The following is a 20056-nucleotide window of genomic DNA, read 5'->3' on the forward strand; positions in this document are numbered from 1 at the left end:
GATAAGTATATGGAACGTTTACAATTCGATTGGGTTACTATTTTTCAGGGAGAATCTATTAATTGGATAATAACTGGACTAATTAATACCGTATTAATTACTGTAATTAGTTCTATTTTTGCGACAGTTTTGACTATAATCTTATTTTTTTTTAAAAAAACTTCTCATCATTTAATTACAATTCTCATTGATTTATTGACATCAATTATTAGAAAAACTCCATTTTTAATACAATTATTTTTTTGGTATTTTGCTGCTTGGAATGCACTACCTAATTATTGGATTGAAACTATATCTAATTATTCAAATATTAAAATATTTGAATATGATATTTATTTGTTTACTTCGGAATTTATTTGTTCAGTATGGTCTTTATCTTTATTTATTTCTGTTTATTTAATAGAAGAATTACAATCGGGATTAAATAGATTATCTAAAGGTCAAAAAGAAGCCGCTCTTTCACAAGGTTTAAGTATGTGGTGTATATATTACAAAATATTATTGCCTCAAGGCATAAAAAATGCTTGGCAACCGATAATTAGTCAATATTTAAATTTAATAAAACTATCTTCTTTAACTTCTGCTATTGGTTTTGGAGAATTAACATATCATATTCATCAAATAGAAAGTTTTAATGCACATTCAATTGAAGCGTTTGCCATCGGAACATTTTTATATTTAATTTTAGGATTATTATTAAGTACAAGCTTATCTTATTTTTTTCAAAAAAAATCGTAAAATTTTTAAGGTGAAAAATTATGCATTTCCAATGGTCAGTAATTTTAGAAAATATTTCATATTTTATTTTTGGAAATACTTTTTTTGGCGAACCCGGAGGTTTATTTCTGACATTTTTTATTACTGTAATTGCAGGAATTTTTTCCATTTTACTAGGAATACTTTTGGCAATGCTATCATGGTGCATTCCAAAAATTTTTAAAAAAATATTATTTTTTATTTCTGAAATTATTAGAGGAATACCTTTAATATTTATTATTTTTTGGATGTATTTTATTTTTCCATTTTTTTTTTCAAATTACATTTCAAGAGAAATTACGATAATTTTTTCTTTAATTTGGTTTAATTCATCAGCTGTTATGCATATTATTTTATCTGGAATTTATGCTTTACCTAAAGGTCAACACGAAGCTGGACTGGCAGAGGGATTAAGTAATTTACAAATTTTCTGCAAAATTTTACTTCCTCAAGCTATTAAAAATTCTTTTCCTTCTTGGAATAATTTAATAATAAATTTAGTTAAAGATACTTCTTTAGCATTTATTTTAAATGTACCAGAACTTACTACAGTAGGAAGTCAATTAAACAATGTTTTCCAGGTATATTCTTTAGAAATTTTTTTATTTGTTGCTTTTTTATATTATATGCTATGTAAATCTTTTGAAATTATTGTCAAATATTTTTTGCCTAAAATTTATTAGATAAAATTTTTAATTATTTGTATTATGCATAAAACGTAAAAAGTTGCTTTTAGAATCAATTAAAATTAAATCTTGTGTATTATTGAAACTATTTTCATATGCACGTAAACTTCTTATGAAAACATAAAATTCCGGATCTGCATTAAATGAAAGTGCGTATAATTTTGCTGTTTCAGCATCCGCTTCTCCTTTAATAATTAAAGATTGTCGTTTAGCTTCTGCTAAAGTTCGAGTGACTTTATAATCCGCAGTAGCACGCAATTTTTCTGCTTCTTCTTTTCCTTGTGATCTGTGTCGTCTTGCTACGGCTTCCCTTTCAGCACGCATTCTTTGGTAAATAGCATCAGAAACTTCAGATGGTAAATTAATTTGTTTTATCCTTACGTCTACTACTTCGATGCCTAATGCGGCCATACTATTAGGGTGTATGCCAATTTCTTGTGTTTGTTCTACTGAAATAGTATCTATCTTTTTATTATATGTATTATCTTCTTCTTCTATTCCGGATGTACCATTATTTAATGAAAAACGTACGTCGCTCATTAGCTTGTTTCTAGAATCTGTAACAATTCCTTTTACATCTAAACGACCAAGTTCTGAACGTAATCTATCGGAAAATTTTCTTTTTAATAGTACTTCTCCTTGTGCTACATCTCCACCTCCTGTCGCTAAATAATATCTACTAAAATCTATTATTTTCCATTTAATATAAGAATCTACGATCAAATCTTTTTTTTCCATAGTAACAAATCGATCTGCTTGATTCTCCATAGTTTGTATTTTTGCATCAAGATGTTTCACTGTTTCTATTAGTGGCATTTTTATATGCATTCCAGGAGCATATATTATTGGAGTATTATCTACTCCGCGTAATACTTTTCCAAATCTTAATACTAGTCCTCTTTGACCTTCTTGCACGATAAAAAGTGCAGAATATAAAAATAAAGAAATTAATAAAAAAGCAATAGTTACGAGATATTTTTTCATTATATATACTCATTTTTTATTTTATCGTAAAATTAATTCATTTCTGATGTTATTTCTTTTTGTATTTAAGTTTTTTTTGTAGTTCTGAGACGTTTCAAGATTTTCTTGGTCGTTTTTATTATTCGTTTCATTTCGATTTTGATAAAAATTATCAGAATTTAAATTTTGTGTGGAATTTTTAAATTCAGAAGATTTAAGCAACTGATCTAATGGAAATAAAAGTAAATTATGATTATTAGTTTGCGAATTATAAATAAAAAGTTTTTTATTTTTACTTAAAATACGTTCCATAGTATCAATATATAACCTTTCTCTTGTTATTTTAGGAGCTATTTTATATTCTGGTAGAACTTTTGTAAATCTTTGTACTTCTCCTTGTGCTTCTAGGATAGTGCGAGCTTTATACGCTCTTCCTTCTTCTAAAATACGTTGCGCTTTTCCATTTGCTTGCGGCTGCACTTCGTTTGCATAAGCTTCTGCTTCTCTAATATATTGTTGCTCATTTTCACGTGCAGCAATTGCATCGTCAAAAGCTGCTTTTACTTCTTCGGGAGGTCTAGCTGTTTGAAAGTTTACATCTAATAGTTCAATTCCCATGTTATATGGTTGGATAGTTTCTTCTAGTATTTTTTGTGTATCACTACGTACTAGTGTGCGTCCTTCCGTCAGGATACGATCCATAGTATATTTTCCGATAACTCCACGCAGTGCACTATCGGTAGCTTGACGTAAGCTATTATCTGCATTAGTTACACTAAACAAATAATTTTTAGGATGAATTACTTTATATTGCACATTCATTTCTACTCTAACTACATTTTCATCGGAAGTTAACATAATTCCAGATGCAGCTAATTCTCTAACGGACTCTACATTTACTGGATATATTGTATCAATAAAACTTGGTTTCCAGTTTAAACCTGGTTGCACGATATGATGGAATTTTCCCAATCTAAGAATTACTCCTCTTTCTGCTTCTTTAATAGTATAAAATCCACTACTTATCCATGTAATCAAAATAAATATTAATACAAATCCAATATAAAATTTTGGATTTTTTTTTGTTTTGTTTGTAATATTTTTCTTTTTAAATTTGTTAAACTTTTTGCTTAATTTTCGAAAAATATCATCAAGATCTGGAGGTAATGCATCATATTCATTAACTTTTTTATCTTTGCAATCAGAATATTTCTGATCTTTTTTCCAAGGATCATTGTATTGACTGATATTATTTTTATATGTCATATTATGTTCCATGTTTTACTCATATAGAAATTTTTTAAGATTTTTATGGTTTAAAAAAATTTTTATATTAAATAATATTAATATTTAAATATTATGCGCAACTTAAATCAATGTAATTAAGAATAAAAAATATATGTTTATTTTCATGAATACTATCGTGAATATATAAAAAAATTTTTTTATTTTTAATTTTTCTAAATTAATAAATTTTGAAAAGTTTTAATTCATTTTTTATAAAAAAATAAATAATTAAATAAAATCATGAAATTTATATCATATTATAGTTGTATAAATTTTTAAACAAAATTTTCTAATAGAACAACTCGTTAATACCCAAAAAAATAAATAAGTAAAATATATATAAATATATATTAATAATTTTTTTAAAAAAATTAATTCATTAAAATAACTACATACTAATAAATAAAAATTTTTTTATTTATTAATAAAATCTTTACTTGAAGATTTCGATGTACATACGTAATTTATATTGCGACATAAATCAGAAGTAGTTTCTTGCTTTTTTACATTGTTTGGTACAACTGTAGAGATAGCATGTTTATATATCATTTGGCTAATACTATTTTTTAATAAAATTACAAATTGATCAAACGATTCAATATGACCTTGAAGTTTAATACCGTTTACTAAATAAATAGAAACCGGAATACGTTCGCGTCGTAAAGTATTTAAAAAAGGATCTTGTAAAGATTGTCCTTTAGACATGTTTATTTCCCAATAAAATATTATAAAAATATATCTAATACATTTCTATGAAAAAATTTTTAAAATCAAGTATGATTTGAAAAATTATTTTTTCTTAAAAAGATCATATATTTTTTCCGCAGCAAAAGCACTAGTATAAGTATTAATAATATAGCATGATTTTTTCCATTTACTTAACCATGTAATTTGTTTTTTGGCAAGATTTTTCGTCGCTTTCAGCGTGAGATAAACCATATTTTCATAATTTATTTCTCCAGATAAATAATCCCACATTTGTCGATAACCAACACAGTTCATTGAAGGTAAATTTTTATTTAGATTTTTTCTAAGTTTAAGATTATATACTTCTTGTTGAAAACCATTTTTGAGCATATTATAAAAACGATTTTCAATATTTTGATGTAAAATATTTTTTTTAGGTAATATAAAAAATTGACATACATCATATCGAAACTTTTTTTTTGGAAAATTAAACAATTCAGTAGGTGTAAACCCAGAAGCAATATATATTTCTAAAGCACGTATTAATCTTTGATGATCGTTGGGATGAATACGATATGAAGATTTTGGATCAACATTATTTAGTTTTCTATATATATAATCCCAACCAAATTTTTTAACTTTATTTTTTAAGTTATTGCGAATTTTTGGCGTATATGGAGGTAACGGCGATAATCCATAAAATAAACTGTAAAAATATAACATACTTCCACCTACTAAAAGTGGTATACGACCATTTGAAATGATTTTATGCATTATTTTTAATGCATCATTTTTAAAATCTTTGATTGAATATCTTTCTGATGGATCACAAATATCAATTAAATGATATGGAGCATATCCCATCTCACTTAAAGAAGGTTTTGCAGTACCGATATTCATATCTCGATAAATACATGCTGAATCTACGCTAATAATTTCAATTGGCAATTTTTTTTTGAGCTTTTCTGCTATTTCACTTTTACCTGAAGCTGTTGGACCCATAAGAAAAATAGCTTGAGGATATTTTTTAAGCTTTAAAGTCACATGCATAAGTTAAATATCAACATAAAATGTTATATAATTGAATTAAAATATATTTTAATATATTTTATTAGTTTTTTTCAATATCATTTATATTTAAAGCATTAAATATAATTTTTTAACTGAATAATAAATATTTTAATTTTTTGTATTTAAATATACATTTTTTTAAACAATGAAAAATATTTTTATTTTTGTATCAAATCTTAAAAAAAAGAAATTTACATGAATATATTTAATTGCAATATTATATTAATAATATTTTAAAATATAAAAAATATTTAGTTTAACAAAAATATTAAAATTTACTTATTTATGAAACAATTTCAAATGATTAATTCAAAAATTTTAAAACAAACTATGCTAATGTTTTATATTTAAATACATATAATACTTTTTATTAATATAATACTTAAATTTTTTTATGAATAAATATTTAGTATGGTTTCGAAATGATCTTAGAATACATGATAATCCAGCTTTGCACTACGCATGTACAAATCCCGAAGCACTAGTATCCGGTGTTTTTGTTGCTACGCCTAAACAGTGGGAAAAACATTTTGTTGCAAATTGTCAAATTAATTTTATATATAAAAACTTATTAGAATTGAAAAAAAACTTACTCGAAATACAAATTGAATTAATTATACATACATGTAAAGATTTTATAGAATCTGCAGATTGGATATTTAATTTTTGTCATAGAAATAAAATAAGTAAATTATATTTTAATCGTCAATACGAATATAATGAGAAAAAACGAGACAATTTAGTAAAATTAAAATTACACAATATTACTGAATGTATTACTTTTAATGGAAATTTACTTATTTCTCCAAAACAAATCATGACACAAAAAATAAAAAATTATCGAGTGTACAGACCTTTTTTAAAACGATGCACTAAAATTTTTTCTAAAAATATACTATATATTTTACCACCACCTAAAATACGCAAATATAGTACTATAAAAAATAATTTATTAGAATTTGATAGATGTGAAATTTTCAACAATAAAAAATATAATTATTTTTTACCTGGAGAAAATTATGCGTTAAAAAAATTGAAAAAATTCGTAGATACAAAATTAAATAATTATCATATAAATAGAGATTTTTTTTCTATAAATTCTACAAGCCAATTATCTCCTTATCTAACCGTAGGAGCATTATCAGCAAGCAGATGCTTATATTTAATTAAAAAAAATAGCAAAAATTTTACTAACGAAAAAAATCCAGGTTTATTTAAATGGTATAGCGAATTAATATGGAGAGAATTTTACCAACATTTAATGATAGCGTACCCTTTTTTATCTATGTCTGAGCCATTTTTAAAATGGACAAATAAAATATGTTGGGAAAATAATCCTAAATATATAAAAGCATGGAAAAATGGATCTACAGGATATCCAATTATTGATGCATCCATGCATCAACTAAAACAAACTGGCTGGTTGCACAATCGATTACGTATGATCTCCGCAAGTTTTTTAGTTAAAAATTTGTTCGTAGATTGGAGGATTGGAGAAAAGTATTTTATTTCGCATTTAATTGACGGCAATTTATCTTCAAACAACGGTGGTTGGCAATGGTCTGCATCAACAGGAACAGATTCAGCGCCTTACTTTCGAATATTTAATCCTATTCTGCAAGGAAAAAAATTTGATCATTATGGGAACTTTATACGATTTTGGATTCCAGAATTATCTGCAGTTCCAGATCATTGTATTCATTTTCCACATAACTGGGCAGTAGAAAATAATATTAAAATTCATTATCCCGCTCCAATAGTACAATATAAAACTTCGTATATAAAATTTCGAACAGCATATTTATATGCTAAAAATAATTTAAAATAAGTTTATATTCACATAAATGTAAAAATTAATATGTTTTAAAAACTTAAATTAAATCATATACTAATAATGTGGAATGTAATACTATTTAAAATAGTATTTATTATTTATACAATAGATATTAGAATTTTAAAAAGGTATTTTATGTCAAAAGAACTAATACTAGTATTAAATTATGGCAGTTCTTCTATAAAATTTTCTATTATCCACCCAAATACAGAAACTAAATACATTTCTGGTATTGCCGAATGTTTAAACTTACCGGAAGCTTCAATTCAATGGAATACTGATCATGTTGCACATAAAAAAAGCTTAAAAAAATATTCTAATCACAATTACGCATTAAATTTTATTGTAAATGTAATTTTACCGCAAAAAAAAACAATATTGCAACAAATATGCGGCATAGGACATCGTATCGTGCATGGCGGCAAAAAATGCACAAAATCTGTAATTATAAATGAAAAAATTTTAGAAAATATAAGAAATGCTATTCCTTTCGCTCCATTACATAATCCAGCACATTTAATAGGAATACAAGAATCTTTTAAAATATTTCCAAATCTTATAAAAAAGAATGTAGCTGTTTTTGATACAGCATTTCATCAAACTATGCCCGAAGAATCATATCTTTATGCTATTCCATATTCTTTTTATAAAAATTATGATATTCGTAGATATGGTGCTCATGGAATTAGTCATTATTACGTAAGTCATAAAGCTGCAGAAATTTTAGAAATTCCTATTGAAAAATCTAACTTTATTACATGTCATTTAGGAAACGGAGGATCTGTTGCTGCTATTTTGCACGGAAAATGTGTTGATACTTCTATGGGTTTAACACCATTAGAAGGTTTAGTTATGGGTACAAGATGTGGAGATATAGATCCAGCTATAATTTTTTATTTAAATGAAAAATTTAATATTCCAATCAAAAATATTCGTAAAATTTTGTCTGAAAAATCTGGATTATTAGGTTTAACACAAACAAGTAGCGATTTTCGTTATGTTGAAAAAAATTTTTTTTGTGATCCTATTGCTGAAAGAACTATGAAAATATACTGTCATCGTCTAACCAAATATATTGGTGCATACAGTACATTAATGAATAATAAATTAGACGGTATTGTTTTTACCGGAGGAATTGGAGAAAATGCATGTAATATGCGAGAATTATCAATTAAAAAGTTACAATTTTTAGGATTTTTTATCGATATAGAAAAAAATTTAACAATACGTTTAGGTAAATCAGGAATTATTACGAAAAAAAATAGTCGACCTGTATTAGTAATTCCAACGAATGAAGAGCTGGTGATCGCGCAAGAAACTTTTCGAATCACTGGAAAATTATAATTAAAAAATATAATTTATGTGCTGGAGAAATATATATGTCTCGTACAATAATGCTTATTCCTACAGAAAAAAATATCGGACTGTCTCATGTATTTTCTGGAATTATGCATGCTATAAGTCAAGCAAGTATTCTTTACACTGTTTTTCGTCCTATTGATTATATTTATGAGGATGAAAATAAATTTGATATTATTAAATATTCATCTAGCATTTATAATATATCGTATACTTCAATGCGATCACAATATTCTCTTAAAAATATAATTCAACTATTATGTTCTAATCAAAAACATATTTTAATGGAAAACATCATTGAAACTTTCTATCAACAACAAAAAAATAGCGCAATTACTTTAATACCCGGAATTTCTATTCATAATAAATATTTTGATTTTATGCAATTAAATTGTGAAATCGCTAAAATGTTAAATGCTGATATTATTTTAATATCAAAATTTAATAAAAATTATTTTGATTCTTTTGTAGAGTATATTGAGTTTATTAGTTTGCCATATGGTGGAACAAAAAATAAAAGAATTAAAGGAGTAATATTAAATCAAATTAATTTTTTAAAAAATTCTAATATAAAAAAAGATTTAGATTGGATAAGATTATTAGAAGTTAATAAATATAAATATACAAAAAAAATTGATAAAAATTTAGAAAAATTAAAAGATAACAATTCTATTCCAATAATTGCTAAAATTCCATGGGACTCTAATTTAGATTTTATACGCTTATATAATTTAAAAAAATATTTTAACGCGAAAATTATTAACAATTATAGAAAAGATCTGATTATAAAATTCATTGCAATTTTTCAGAATTCTGAAAGATTTTTATATGCAAAATATTATAAAGAATCTTTATTAATTATATTAACAAACCAAATCAATAAAAATTTTTATAGCATTTTAGAAAAATTTCAAGCAATTTTATTAGTTGGTTCAGAAAATAATTATAAAAAAATCCAAAATATTTGTAATATAGCCGATAATAAAAAAATTATTTTACTTTCATTAGAAACAGACTACTTAAGTATTCTGAAAAAATTAAAATATCTAAAATTGAAATACTTAAAAAGTAATCAAGATATTTTTGAAACAAATGCATACATTGCAAAATTTTTTGATAATACTTGGATTTCTTCTTTAAATACATCCTCATATATACAAAAAATTGATTCTCCACAAATCTTTCAATACAATATATTACAATTAGCACGTAAAGAACTAAAAAATATTATTCTTCCAGAAGCTTGTGATCTCAGAATATTAAAAGCAGCGAATATATGTGCTAAAAAAAATATTGCTCGCTGCACATTATTAGGAGATCCTAAAAATATTCAACAAATAGCATACCAAAATGGAATTGTGTTAGAAAAAAATATTCATATTGTTAATCCTTTAGATATACAAAAAAAATATATTCCTCGTATAATGAATTTAAGAAAAAAAAAAGAAATATCCGAAAAAATTGCAATAAAACAACTAAAAAACAATATTATATTAGCTACGCTAATGTTAGATGCAGGAGTCGTTGATGGATTAGTTGCCGGAGCAATTAGTACTACTGCAGATACATTGAGGCCAGCTTTTCAATTTATTAAAACTACACAAAAAAATTCACTAATTTCTTCAATTTTTTTTATGTTACTACCAGAAAAAACTGTAATATACGGGGATTGCGCAATTAATGTAGATCCAAATGCTTACCAACTTGCTGAAATTGCAATACAATCTGCTAATTCTGCAATACAATTTGGCATTGATCCAAAAATTGCTATGATTTCGTATTCTACTGGGTATTCAGGAACCGGTATAAGTGTAGAAAAAGTCAGACAAGCTACTTGTATAGTTAAATCGAAATATCCAGAATTTATTATTGATGGGCCATTGCAATATGATGCAGCTATGGTGCAAAAAATATCGCAATCTAAATCTCCACACTCTTGTATCTCTGGTAATGCAACAGTATTAATTTTTCCAGATTTAAATACCGGAAATACAACATATAAAGCTGTACAAAGATCAGCTAATATTTCTTGTATAGGTCCAATATTACAAGGTATTCGAAAACCAGTAAATGATCTATCTAGAGGTGCAAGCGTCGAAGATATTATATATGTAATCGCTGTGACTGCAATTCAGTCTATGAAATAGTATAATTATTATGGATTTATTGAAAATAAATACATACAAGTATATAGTAAGAATCACATAATGTATTAAATATTATTTAGATTTAATTTTTAAAATTATCTATCTAATATTTTTAAATATTTATTTTTTTATTTAATACTTTAATTTTTTTAAAACCTATTTAAATTTAAAATAAAATAAATCATATAATTTTAATTTTTAAAAATACTTAAAATTTTTTTATAAAAGATTAAATGATAATGTAATAATTTTATTTTAAGAAAATTTCTAATAGTTTATTATTTGAGATTTAATAAAATTATGAAAAAAAATATTGTTATTTTAGGTGCTCAATGGGGAGATGAAGGTAAAGGAAAAATTATTGATTTTTTATCTCAAAAAATACGATACGTAATTCGATGTCAAGGAGGAAATAATGCAGGACATACAATAGTAATTAAAAATAAAAAAATTGTTTTGCATCTTATACCTTCAAGCATTTTAAATAAAAAAACAATTAACATTATTTCGAGCGGTGTAGTAGTATCTTTAGATGCTTTAGTATCAGAAATACGTATGTTAGAAAATAATCAAGTTGATTTGAAAAATAGAATTTTTATTTCAGCTTTATGTCCGTTAGTTCTACCATGCCATATTGCTATAGATATAGCGAGAGAAAAAAATAATAAAAATACAATACATATTGGTACTACAAAGTGTGGCATTGGACCTGCCTATGAAGATAAAATTGCAAGGCGCGCTTTACGTATTAATGATTTGTTTAATGAAAAAAAATTAAAATATAAATTAAAAATTATTATGGATTATTACAATTTTCAATTAGTAAATTATTACCGAGTTAATTCTATTAGTTATGAAGAAAATTTTGAAAGATTGATACAATATTCTAAAATTTTAAAATCTATGATTATAGATATTCCGAATTTTTTAAAAATTGCTACAAAAAATCATGAATCTATTATGTTTGAAGGGGCTCAGGGTGCATTACTTGATATCGATTATGGAACGTATCCATATGTTACTTCTTCGAATACAACTATAGGAGGAATTATTTCTAGTACCGGATTTTCTCCTTTTAAGATTGATTCTATATTAGGAATATTAAAAGCATATTCTACTCGAGTAGGCAAAGGACCTTTTCCTACAGAAATATTTAATGAAATCAGTAATATTTTGTTAACAAAAGGAAAAGAATTTGGTTCTACTACAGGGAGAAATCGGAGAATTGGTTGGTTTGATGTTGTAGCAGTAAAACGCTCTATACAGTTAAATTCTTTTTCAGAATTTTGTTTAACAAAAATCGATGTACTTGATAATTTACAAGAACTAAAAATTTGTATTGCATATAAATTTCCAAAAAATTTTCAATTTAATAATATTAATTATTCAGAATATTGGAGTTATGCGAAACCTATATATGAATCTATGCCAGGATGGAATAGCAAAACACATGGAATAAAAAAATTTGATAATCTTCCTGTGCTTGCTCAAAATTATATAAAAAGAATAGAAGATTTAATTAAAATTCCGATAAAAATGATTTCTACTGGATCAGAAAGAAACGACATAATTGTATTATAAAATTAAATTTTTGAATGATTATAAAAATTAATTTAAACGGAATTTTTTTATTTAAAAAATTTGAATTGTTAATTTTTGAACTCAATATGTTTATATTAGTTGAAATTTAATATTAAATACAATATTTTAATCACTTAAAAAATTAAATGTGTATTAAAAGAAATAAATTTATTACTTAATAATTGTTAATTATTTTATTAAATTCATTTTTAAAAAAATTAATATCATGCAAGAAAAAAATACAAATGCATAATTTTAAATAAATTTATATACTAAATAGATAATCTTATATATCGTATATAAAATATTAATCTATGTTTTGATAAAAATTTAAATATAAAAATATGAGCGAAATAGTATATGGTATCCACGTAATAGAAGAATTATTAGATAATCATCCAAATAAGATAATATGTATTTTTTTTTCACATACCAGACAAGATTTAAAGTTTAAAAAATTAATTTCTCAAGCAAAGAAAAATAATATTGCAATAAAATTTGTTTTAAAAAAATGGTTGACAAAAACTGTTAAACATAACAAGCATCAAGGTTTAATAGCTTATATAAAATCATCTCAAGTGTTAAAAGAAAAAAACTTGTTAGAAATTCTTAAAAAAGAAAAATCATATTTATTTTTAATTTTTGATAATATCAATGATCCAAGAAATTTAGGAGCATGTATAAGATCAGCTTATTTAGCAGGAATTAGCGGAGTGATTATAAAAAAAAATCGTTCTGTAAAAATTAATTCTACAGTAAAAAAAACTTCTAGTGGGTCTACAGATCTTATACCAATAATACAGGTAACAAATTTAATATATACAATCAAATTATTGAAAAAATATCATGTGAAAGTTATCGGAACATCACATGTAAGCGCAAATAATTTATATTTAGAAAATTTAAATCAATCTATCGCATTAGTGATGGGAGCAGAGAATAAAGGAATTAGTAATCTAGTTCAGAAAAATTGTGATCAAATAATAAAAATTCCTGTAGTTAATAAAAAATTTCCTTTAAACATTTCAGTAGCTACTGGAATTTGTTTATTTGAGATTATTCGACAAAAATATTATAATAAATCATCTCACAACTAAATTATTTATTTGATTTTTTAAAAAAAAATAATAATATTAATAAGAGTTAAATTAAAAATTGATAATACTTTTATTTAAGATAAATATATTATTTTTAATTGTATTAAAAACTCATTATGTTCAAAAATTTTTATTAAAAATAAAAGTTATTAGAGAGTTATCTTTTAACGATTATTAAAAATTTATGCTATGATTTACATGCTAGAAAAATAATTTAATTTTTACTAGCAAACAATATAAGTTTTATTTCTATAATTTTATTAAAGGTAAGTTGCATGTCTAAAATTAAAGGTAATGTGAAATGGTTTAATGAATCAAAAGGATTTGGATTTATTACTCCAGAAGATGGAAGTAAAGACGTATTTGTACATTTTTCTGCAATTCAAAGCAATGGCTTTAAGACTCTTGCAGAAGGGCAACGTGTAGAATTTGAAATCACTAATGGAGCCAAAGGACCATCGGCTGCTCATGTGACTACGATTTAAATTAAACTTGAAATAAAAATCAGATGCAGTGAAAATTTTAATCATTATATATTATTTAAAATAATTTGAATTAAGAAAAACTGCATCTTTGATTTTTTTATTTTTAAATATTATTTTTTTGTTTTTCTGCATGATACGAAGAACGTACAAAAGGACCACACATAGCACTGGTAAAACCCAAATTTATTGCAATTTTCTTGAAATTTGAAAATTCTTCGGGGTGAACGTATCTGACAACAGGTAAATGCTTAGGTGTAGGTCTAAGATATTGTCCTATCGTTAACATACTAACAGATGATTGTCTCAGATCTTTCATAACTTGAATCACTTCCTCTTTAGTTTCTCCTAAACCTAACATCAATCCAGATTTAGTTGGAATTTTAGGATTAAGTAAATTAAAATTTTTTAATAATTTTATAGATCTATCGTATTTAGCTCCCGGTCGAACTTTCGCGTACAATCGAGGTACACTTTCTATATTGTGATTAAATATATCTGGAGGAAATTTATTAAGAATGTTTAAAGCATATTTATTACATCCACGAAAATCTGGTACTAAAATTTCAATTTTAATTTTAAAATTAAGTTTTCTGATTGAATAAATACAATCGGCAAATTGTTGTGCGCCACCGTCTTTTAAATCATCTCGATTTACAGAAGTAATTACAACATGTTTTAGCTGCATTTTTATAACGGTATTTGCTAATTTTTCAGGTTCTTGTTTATCAATTATTTTTGGTCTTCCAGACATAACATTGCAAAATGGACAACGACGCGTGCAAATAGCGCCTAAAATCATAAATGTTGCTGTTCCCCGATTAAAACATTCTGGCAAATTAGGACATGCAGCTTCTTCGCACACAGTATGTAAATTTTGACTTTTTATAATTTTTTTAATTTTATCTATTTGATCCGTATTTGTAGGAAGTTTAATTTTTAACCAATTTGGTTTATTAAGAATTAACTTATCTTGTCTGTTAATCAAAGTAATAGTTGATATTATATTTTTGTTCTGTTTGTTTGATATATTTTGCATTTTTTAAATTAGTAAAATTGTTATTTGTTGTTTTTATAAAAAATAAATTTTTTTAAATCAATAAACAGCGATATTTTTCTTAAAAATTAACATAATTTAATAGAATGAAAAAAATTAATGTTTTTTTTTTCTATCATTAAAAATTTTTTACAATTTTTAATTAAAATTGGCAAAATCATATTTAAATTAATTTTAGGAAAAAATTCACTTATTTGTGTCATTTTTATATTAGCATTACCGCACGGATATATATATGAAAAAGGAGATAAATCCATTTTTACGTTTAATGCTAATCCGTGTAAAGAATAACCTTGATAAATTCTTAATCCTAAAGAACAAATTTTTTTATTTTGTACATATACTCCTGGATATCCTTTAATAAGATAACTGTAGATTTTAAAATATAATAATGTAGAAATAACAATTTGTTCTAAAATTAATATTAATTGTTTAATTCCAATTTTTAATTTTTTAACATTTAATAAAAAATATATAACTTGTTGTCCTGGAGCATGAAAAGTTATATGACCTCCGCGATCAGTTTTAATTACTGGAATGTTAGATATATAAGATGCTTGAAATTTATCCAAATTACCTAAAGTGAATACCGGATAATGCTCTAGAAACCAGATTTCGCTTACATGATTTATTTTATTTTTATTAATATAATTATACATAGCATGCAATATATGCTCGTATTTGTGTACACCTAGTAAACGAATATTAGTTGTATTCATAAATATTTTTTTAAAATCAATTTTATTGGAATTAAATAATATTATTTATTAATTAAAAAAATTAATAAATTAATTTAGTATTATGAATTATATGAATTTTTGAATGTTTAACTTAATATAATCAATAATGTAATGTAATGCATTTCCAGAATGAACTTCTTCTAAAGTCACTAAAGGAACTTCTGTAATAATAGAGTTATTCAATTTAAAAATTATTTTACCTACTTTTTGGTATTTTTTTAATGGAGCTTTTAATACACTAGAATCTAATGTATATTCTATCACAATATCCTTATCTTTGCCTTTTGGTATAGTGAGATATACATTTTTTTTTACTCCTAAATTTACTTTATCTACATTCCCAAAAAATACAGATTTTTTTAAAAAAATTTCTTCAGATTTTAAAGATAAAATAGTATTGAATGATCTAAATCCCCATTGGAGCAAAGATTTGCTGCCACGATCTCTTTCATGAGCAGTATTACTACCAAGTAGTACTGAAATTAAGCGCATGTTATTATTTACTGCAGATGCTGCAAGATTATATCCTGCCAATTTTGTATGACCTGTTTTGATACCATCAACATGTAAATTTTTATCCCATAACAAATTATTACGATTTATCTGTCGAATATGATTATAAGTAAATTCTTTTTCTTTATACTTAATATATTCATGTGATACATCACGAATTAGGGCAATACTAATTAATGCTATATCTCTTGCAGAACTAAATTGTCCAGAAGTGTCTAATCCATGTACATTTTTAAAAAATGTATTTTTTAAATTTAGTTGATGTGCATAATTATTCATTAACTCTACAAAAGATCTTTGATCACCAGAAATATAATTTGCAATTGCAACACATGCGTCATTTCCTGACTGTAAAATAATTCCTCGAGTTAATTCTGATATAGATACATGATCTCCGGGCCGCAAAAACATAAGTGATGATCCTTTTAATTCAGGATTGCCTAACATCCATGAGTCTTTGGTAATAGTTACTAAATCGTTTGGATTAATTTGTCCTGAATTAATTAATTTACCTACAATATAACTAGTCATCATTTTTGTTAAACTAGCAGGTGCTCTTTGCATATCTGCATTCAATTCTGATAAAACTTGACCCGAATTGTAATCAATTAAAATATAAGATGCTGCATTTATTTTAGGAGGACGTAATTCAGTGTACATATATTCTGCATATGATTGACGCAATAATAAAAAAATAAAAATAAAATTTTTTATTATAAATAAATGCATATTTAAAAATTTTATAAAAATATACTTTGTATAGTATAGAAAATTTTTGTAGTTTTTTTTAAAAAAAATAATCATATTTAAATATAAAATTATATTATTTTATAATTTTTGAGATAACATTGTTTTATGTGTATTAATTGATATTATTATGCCGAATCCAGACATTAAAGCAATTAATGCAGATCCACCGTAACTCATTAAAGGTAGTGGCACACCAACGATAGGCAATATACCGCTTACCATACCGATATTCACAAAAATATAAAAAAATAAAGTTAACATCAAACTTCCAGTCATTACTCGGCAAAAAGTATTTTCTGCTTGCATAGCAATAATTAATCCTCTAATTATTAGAATAAGATATAATAATAATAATATAACACTTCCAATAAATCCAAATTCTTCTCCTAAAACAGAAAAAATAAAATCTGTATGTCTTTCGGGTAAAAATTCTAATTGAGATTGCGTACCTGATAACCACCCTTTTCCATATAATCCACCAGATCCGATAGCAATTTTTGATTGCAAAATATGGTATCCTGCACCTAAAGCGTCTAATTCAGGATTTAATAAAATTTTCACACGATCTTTTTGATAGTCATGCATAAAAAATTTCCACAATAATGGCACTATACAAGTTAAGATACATATACAATATATGATAAATTTTTTTTTCATTCCAGATAAAAATAGAACAAATATTCCAGAAAAAAAAATTAAAATTGCTGTCCCTAAATCTGGCTGTATTGCAACTAATATGGAAGGAATTAAAATTAAAAAAAAAGAAATACTAATGTCTTGCAAAGAAAGAGGAATATTTGCACGATTTACTAATCTAGAAATCATTAATGGAACTGCAATTTTAGCTATTTCAGCTGGTTGAAATTGTAAAATGCCTAAATCTAACCATCTCTTTGCTCCTTTACTGATTTTTCCAAAGCTGTCAACTGAAACAAGCAACAAAATACAGATAAAATATAAATAAGGTGCTAATTGTTCATATTTATTAGGAGTAATATAACTAAGCAAAAACATAATTAAAATTCCAATACTTATTTGAATTATTTTTTTTTGAGTAATTTCCACATTTTTACCACTAGCACTCCAAATGAGTAAAATACTATATAAAAGCAGTATAACGATGACTGTTATAAATATAAAATCAATATGAATTTTTCTATAAAAAGAATTTTTATGAAAATTAATAAACATGCTTTAAAACCTTTAAATATTAATTATTATTTTTTTAACAAAATGTAATCTAATATTTTACGTACGATTTTCCCAGAAGAAATGTGTTCTTCCCCATTTTCTAATATTAGCACAATACAAACTGTTGGTTTTTCAAATGGAGCAAATGCAGTCATTAGTTTATGATCTCGAAATTTTTCCGATACTTTACTCGGATCATATATTTCATATGGCTGCAAGCTAAATACTTGCGCTGTTCCAGATTTGGCTGCTACTTTATAAGGTGCATCATAAAAATTCCTATATGCTGTACCATTAGATCGATTTGCAACTCCATACATACCATTTTTTACAATATCCCAAAAAACAGTACGAGAATCTCCTATTTGTGCATATGAATTTTGGTGATAGTAAGTAACCGAATAACTATCTTCTTGAATAGAAGACAATAAATGCGGTGTACGTACTAATCCGTTGTTTACTAAAGTCATGAGTGCTTTTGATATTTGTATTGGTGTTGCAGTCCAGTATCCTTGTCCTATACCTACTGAAATTGTATCTCCTTGATACCAAGGTTGTTTGATATGTTTTATTTTCCATTCACGATCTGGCATAATCCCTATATTCTCTTCGAACAAATCAATACCTGTACTCTGTCCATATCCAAATTTTTTCATCCATTCAGATAATTTATCAATTCCCATATTATATGCAACTTGATAAAAAAAAGTATCTGCTGATTCTTCTAGCGCTTTAGTAATATTCAAATATCCATGACCCCATTTTTTCCAATCACGATAAATTTTTTCTGATCCTGGTAGTTTCCACCATCCAGGATCAAACAAAAAAAAGTTTGTACTGATACTTCCTGAATGCAATGCAGAAATAATAACATATGGTTTAATCGTAGACGCTGGAGGATACATACCTTGAGTAACACGATTGACAAAAGGACGATTAATATCGTGTGTTATTTTTAAATATTTTTTGTTTGATATGCCATTAATAAATATATTAGGATCGTAACTTGGATTAGAAACTAATGCAAGTATTCCTCCGTCTCTAGGATCTAATACTACCACTGCAGCGCGCATAGAAGATATTAATTGTTTAATATATCTTTGCAAATTTAAATCTAACGTTAAAGTAATATTTTTTCCTGATTTTGGTGGAGAAAAACGTAATTGTCGAATAATTTTTCCTCTACTATTTATTTCTACTTCTTTAAAACCAGGTTGTCCATGCAATTTTTTTTCATAAAATTTTTCAATACCTAATTTTCCTATTTCTTGATTTTTGAAATAATCTAAAAATTCTTTTTTATACTGCAATTTTTTGAATTCAGAATAATTGATTTTTGATATATATCCAATTACATGTGCTATTTCTGATCCATATGGATAATATCGGCGTTGATAGTTTTTTATTGATACGCCGGGAAAACGGTATTGATTCAAAAAAAATTTAGTATATTGAACGTCTGTAAGTTCCGATTTAATAAGCACGTTATTTAAGTAATTAGATTTTTGTTTTTCTTTTTCAAAAAACAAAATATCTGATTCATTTAAATCTAATACAGATTTTAATTCATTTATTGTATGATTAATATTTTCTACTTGCTTTAAATTAATTTCTAATTGATAAATAGTACGATTTATTGCTAATACAATACCATTACGATCTAAAATTGTACCTCTTGTAGGAGGGACAGATATAAATTTAATTCGATTAAAATTAGATTTGTTATGATATGTAGAAAAACAAGAAATTTGTAGATAGTACAGATTAAAAATTAAAATTCCAGTAAATAATATAATAAAAAAAAAGATATTATAATACGATTTAAAAAAATTTTTGATTCAATAAAATATTGCTT

17 protein-coding genes are annotated in these 20056 nt (G+C 24.9%); 8 read left to right on the top strand and 9 right to left on the bottom strand.

The window, feature by feature from the left end; all coding sequences use genetic code 11:
- Positions 1–9: 9 nt before the first annotated feature.
- Both WIGMOR_RS02990 and WIGMOR_RS02995 read left to right on the top strand, forming a co-directional pair.
- Positions 10–738, top strand: a complete 729-nt coding sequence (locus WIGMOR_RS02990; RefSeq protein ID WP_014354348.1) for an amino acid ABC transporter permease — start codon at positions 10–12, stop codon at positions 736–738.
- Positions 739–758: 20 nt separating this feature from the next.
- The gene (locus tag WIGMOR_RS02995) at positions 759–1439 is read left to right on the top strand and encodes an amino acid ABC transporter permease (protein ID WP_014354349.1); all 681 of its coding nucleotides are present in this window, start codon (positions 759–761) and stop codon (positions 1437–1439) included.
- 9 nt (positions 1440–1448) lie between these two features.
- On the opposite strand, the gene hflC is transcribed toward WIGMOR_RS02995, so the two are convergent.
- The 4 genes from hflC to miaA form a co-directional block, all read right to left on the bottom strand.
- Complete coding sequence (hflC, locus tag WIGMOR_RS03000; protein WP_014354350.1) at positions 1449–2426, bottom strand: protease modulator HflC; 978 nt, start codon at positions 2424–2426, stop codon at positions 1449–1451.
- 21 nt (positions 2427–2447) lie between these two features.
- The gene (hflK, locus tag WIGMOR_RS03005) at positions 2448–3671 is read right to left on the bottom strand and encodes an FtsH protease activity modulator HflK (RefSeq protein WP_184486937.1); all 1224 of its coding nucleotides are present in this window, start codon (positions 3669–3671) and stop codon (positions 2448–2450) included.
- A gap of 435 nt (positions 3672–4106) precedes the next feature.
- The gene (hfq, locus tag WIGMOR_RS03010) at positions 4107–4397 is read right to left on the bottom strand and encodes an RNA chaperone Hfq (protein ID WP_014354352.1); all 291 of its coding nucleotides are present in this window, start codon (positions 4395–4397) and stop codon (positions 4107–4109) included.
- 84 nt (positions 4398–4481) lie between these two features.
- Complete coding sequence (gene miaA, locus WIGMOR_RS03015; RefSeq protein WP_014354353.1) at positions 4482–5429, bottom strand: tRNA (adenosine(37)-N6)-dimethylallyltransferase MiaA; 948 nt, start codon at positions 5427–5429, stop codon at positions 4482–4484.
- A gap of 415 nt (positions 5430–5844) precedes the next feature.
- Between miaA and phrB the strand changes: the two genes are divergently transcribed.
- The 6 genes from phrB (at position 5845) to cspE (ending at position 13953) form a co-directional block, all read left to right on the top strand.
- Positions 5845–7278, top strand: a complete 1434-nt coding sequence (gene phrB, locus WIGMOR_RS03020) for a deoxyribodipyrimidine photo-lyase (protein WP_014354354.1) — start codon at positions 5845–5847, stop codon at positions 7276–7278.
- A gap of 141 nt (positions 7279–7419) precedes the next feature.
- The gene (locus WIGMOR_RS03025; RefSeq protein WP_014354355.1) at positions 7420–8628 is read left to right on the top strand and encodes an acetate kinase; all 1209 of its coding nucleotides are present in this window, start codon (positions 7420–7422) and stop codon (positions 8626–8628) included.
- A 35-nt stretch (positions 8629–8663) separates the two neighbouring features.
- Positions 8664–10790 (top strand): phosphate acetyltransferase, encoded by a 2127-nt coding sequence (gene pta / locus WIGMOR_RS03030; RefSeq protein WP_014354356.1) that lies wholly within the window; start codon positions 8664–8666, stop codon positions 10788–10790.
- 300 nt (positions 10791–11090) lie between these two features.
- Positions 11091–12371: an adenylosuccinate synthase gene (locus WIGMOR_RS03035; RefSeq protein WP_014354357.1), complete on the top strand. Its 1281-nt coding sequence runs from the start codon at positions 11091–11093 to the stop codon at positions 12369–12371.
- A gap of 344 nt (positions 12372–12715) precedes the next feature.
- Entirely contained in the window at positions 12716–13468 is a 753-nt protein-coding gene (gene rlmB, locus WIGMOR_RS03040) for a 23S rRNA (guanosine(2251)-2'-O)-methyltransferase RlmB (RefSeq protein ID WP_014354358.1), read from the top strand.
- A 275-nt stretch (positions 13469–13743) separates the two neighbouring features.
- A complete protein-coding gene (gene cspE, locus WIGMOR_RS03045; RefSeq protein WP_011069981.1) occupies positions 13744–13953 on the top strand; it encodes a transcription antiterminator/RNA stability regulator CspE in 210 nt (69 codons plus the stop codon).
- A 103-nt stretch (positions 13954–14056) separates the two neighbouring features.
- Here the strand turns inward: cspE and lipA are convergent, their stop codons facing one another.
- The 5 genes from lipA to mrdA form a co-directional block, all read right to left on the bottom strand.
- The gene (gene lipA, locus WIGMOR_RS03050) at positions 14057–14989 is read right to left on the bottom strand and encodes a lipoyl synthase (protein WP_014354359.1); all 933 of its coding nucleotides are present in this window, start codon (positions 14987–14989) and stop codon (positions 14057–14059) included.
- Between the two features lie 86 nt (positions 14990–15075).
- Positions 15076–15726 carry a lipoyl(octanoyl) transferase LipB gene (lipB, locus tag WIGMOR_RS03055; RefSeq protein WP_014354360.1) on the bottom strand — a complete coding sequence of 217 codons (651 nt, stop codon included), beginning with the start codon at positions 15724–15726 and terminating at the stop codon, positions 15076–15078.
- Positions 15727–15813: 87 nt separating this feature from the next.
- Entirely contained in the window at positions 15814–16920 is a 1107-nt protein-coding gene (locus tag WIGMOR_RS03060) for a serine hydrolase (protein WP_236607843.1), read from the bottom strand.
- A 168-nt stretch (positions 16921–17088) separates the two neighbouring features.
- Positions 17089–18201, bottom strand: coding sequence for a rod shape-determining protein RodA (gene rodA, locus WIGMOR_RS03065; RefSeq protein WP_014354362.1), 1113 nt, complete (start codon positions 18199–18201; stop codon positions 17089–17091).
- A 26-nt stretch (positions 18202–18227) separates the two neighbouring features.
- Positions 18228–20039, bottom strand: a complete 1812-nt coding sequence (mrdA, locus tag WIGMOR_RS03070) for a penicillin-binding protein 2 (protein ID WP_330216570.1) — start codon at positions 20037–20039, stop codon at positions 18228–18230.
- Positions 20040–20056: the final 17 nt, after the last annotated feature.

The sequence above is a fragment of the Wigglesworthia glossinidia endosymbiont of Glossina morsitans morsitans (Yale colony) genome (assembly GCF_000247565.1).
Taxonomy (GTDB): Bacteria; Pseudomonadota; Gammaproteobacteria; order Enterobacterales; family Enterobacteriaceae; genus Wigglesworthia; species Wigglesworthia glossinidia_B.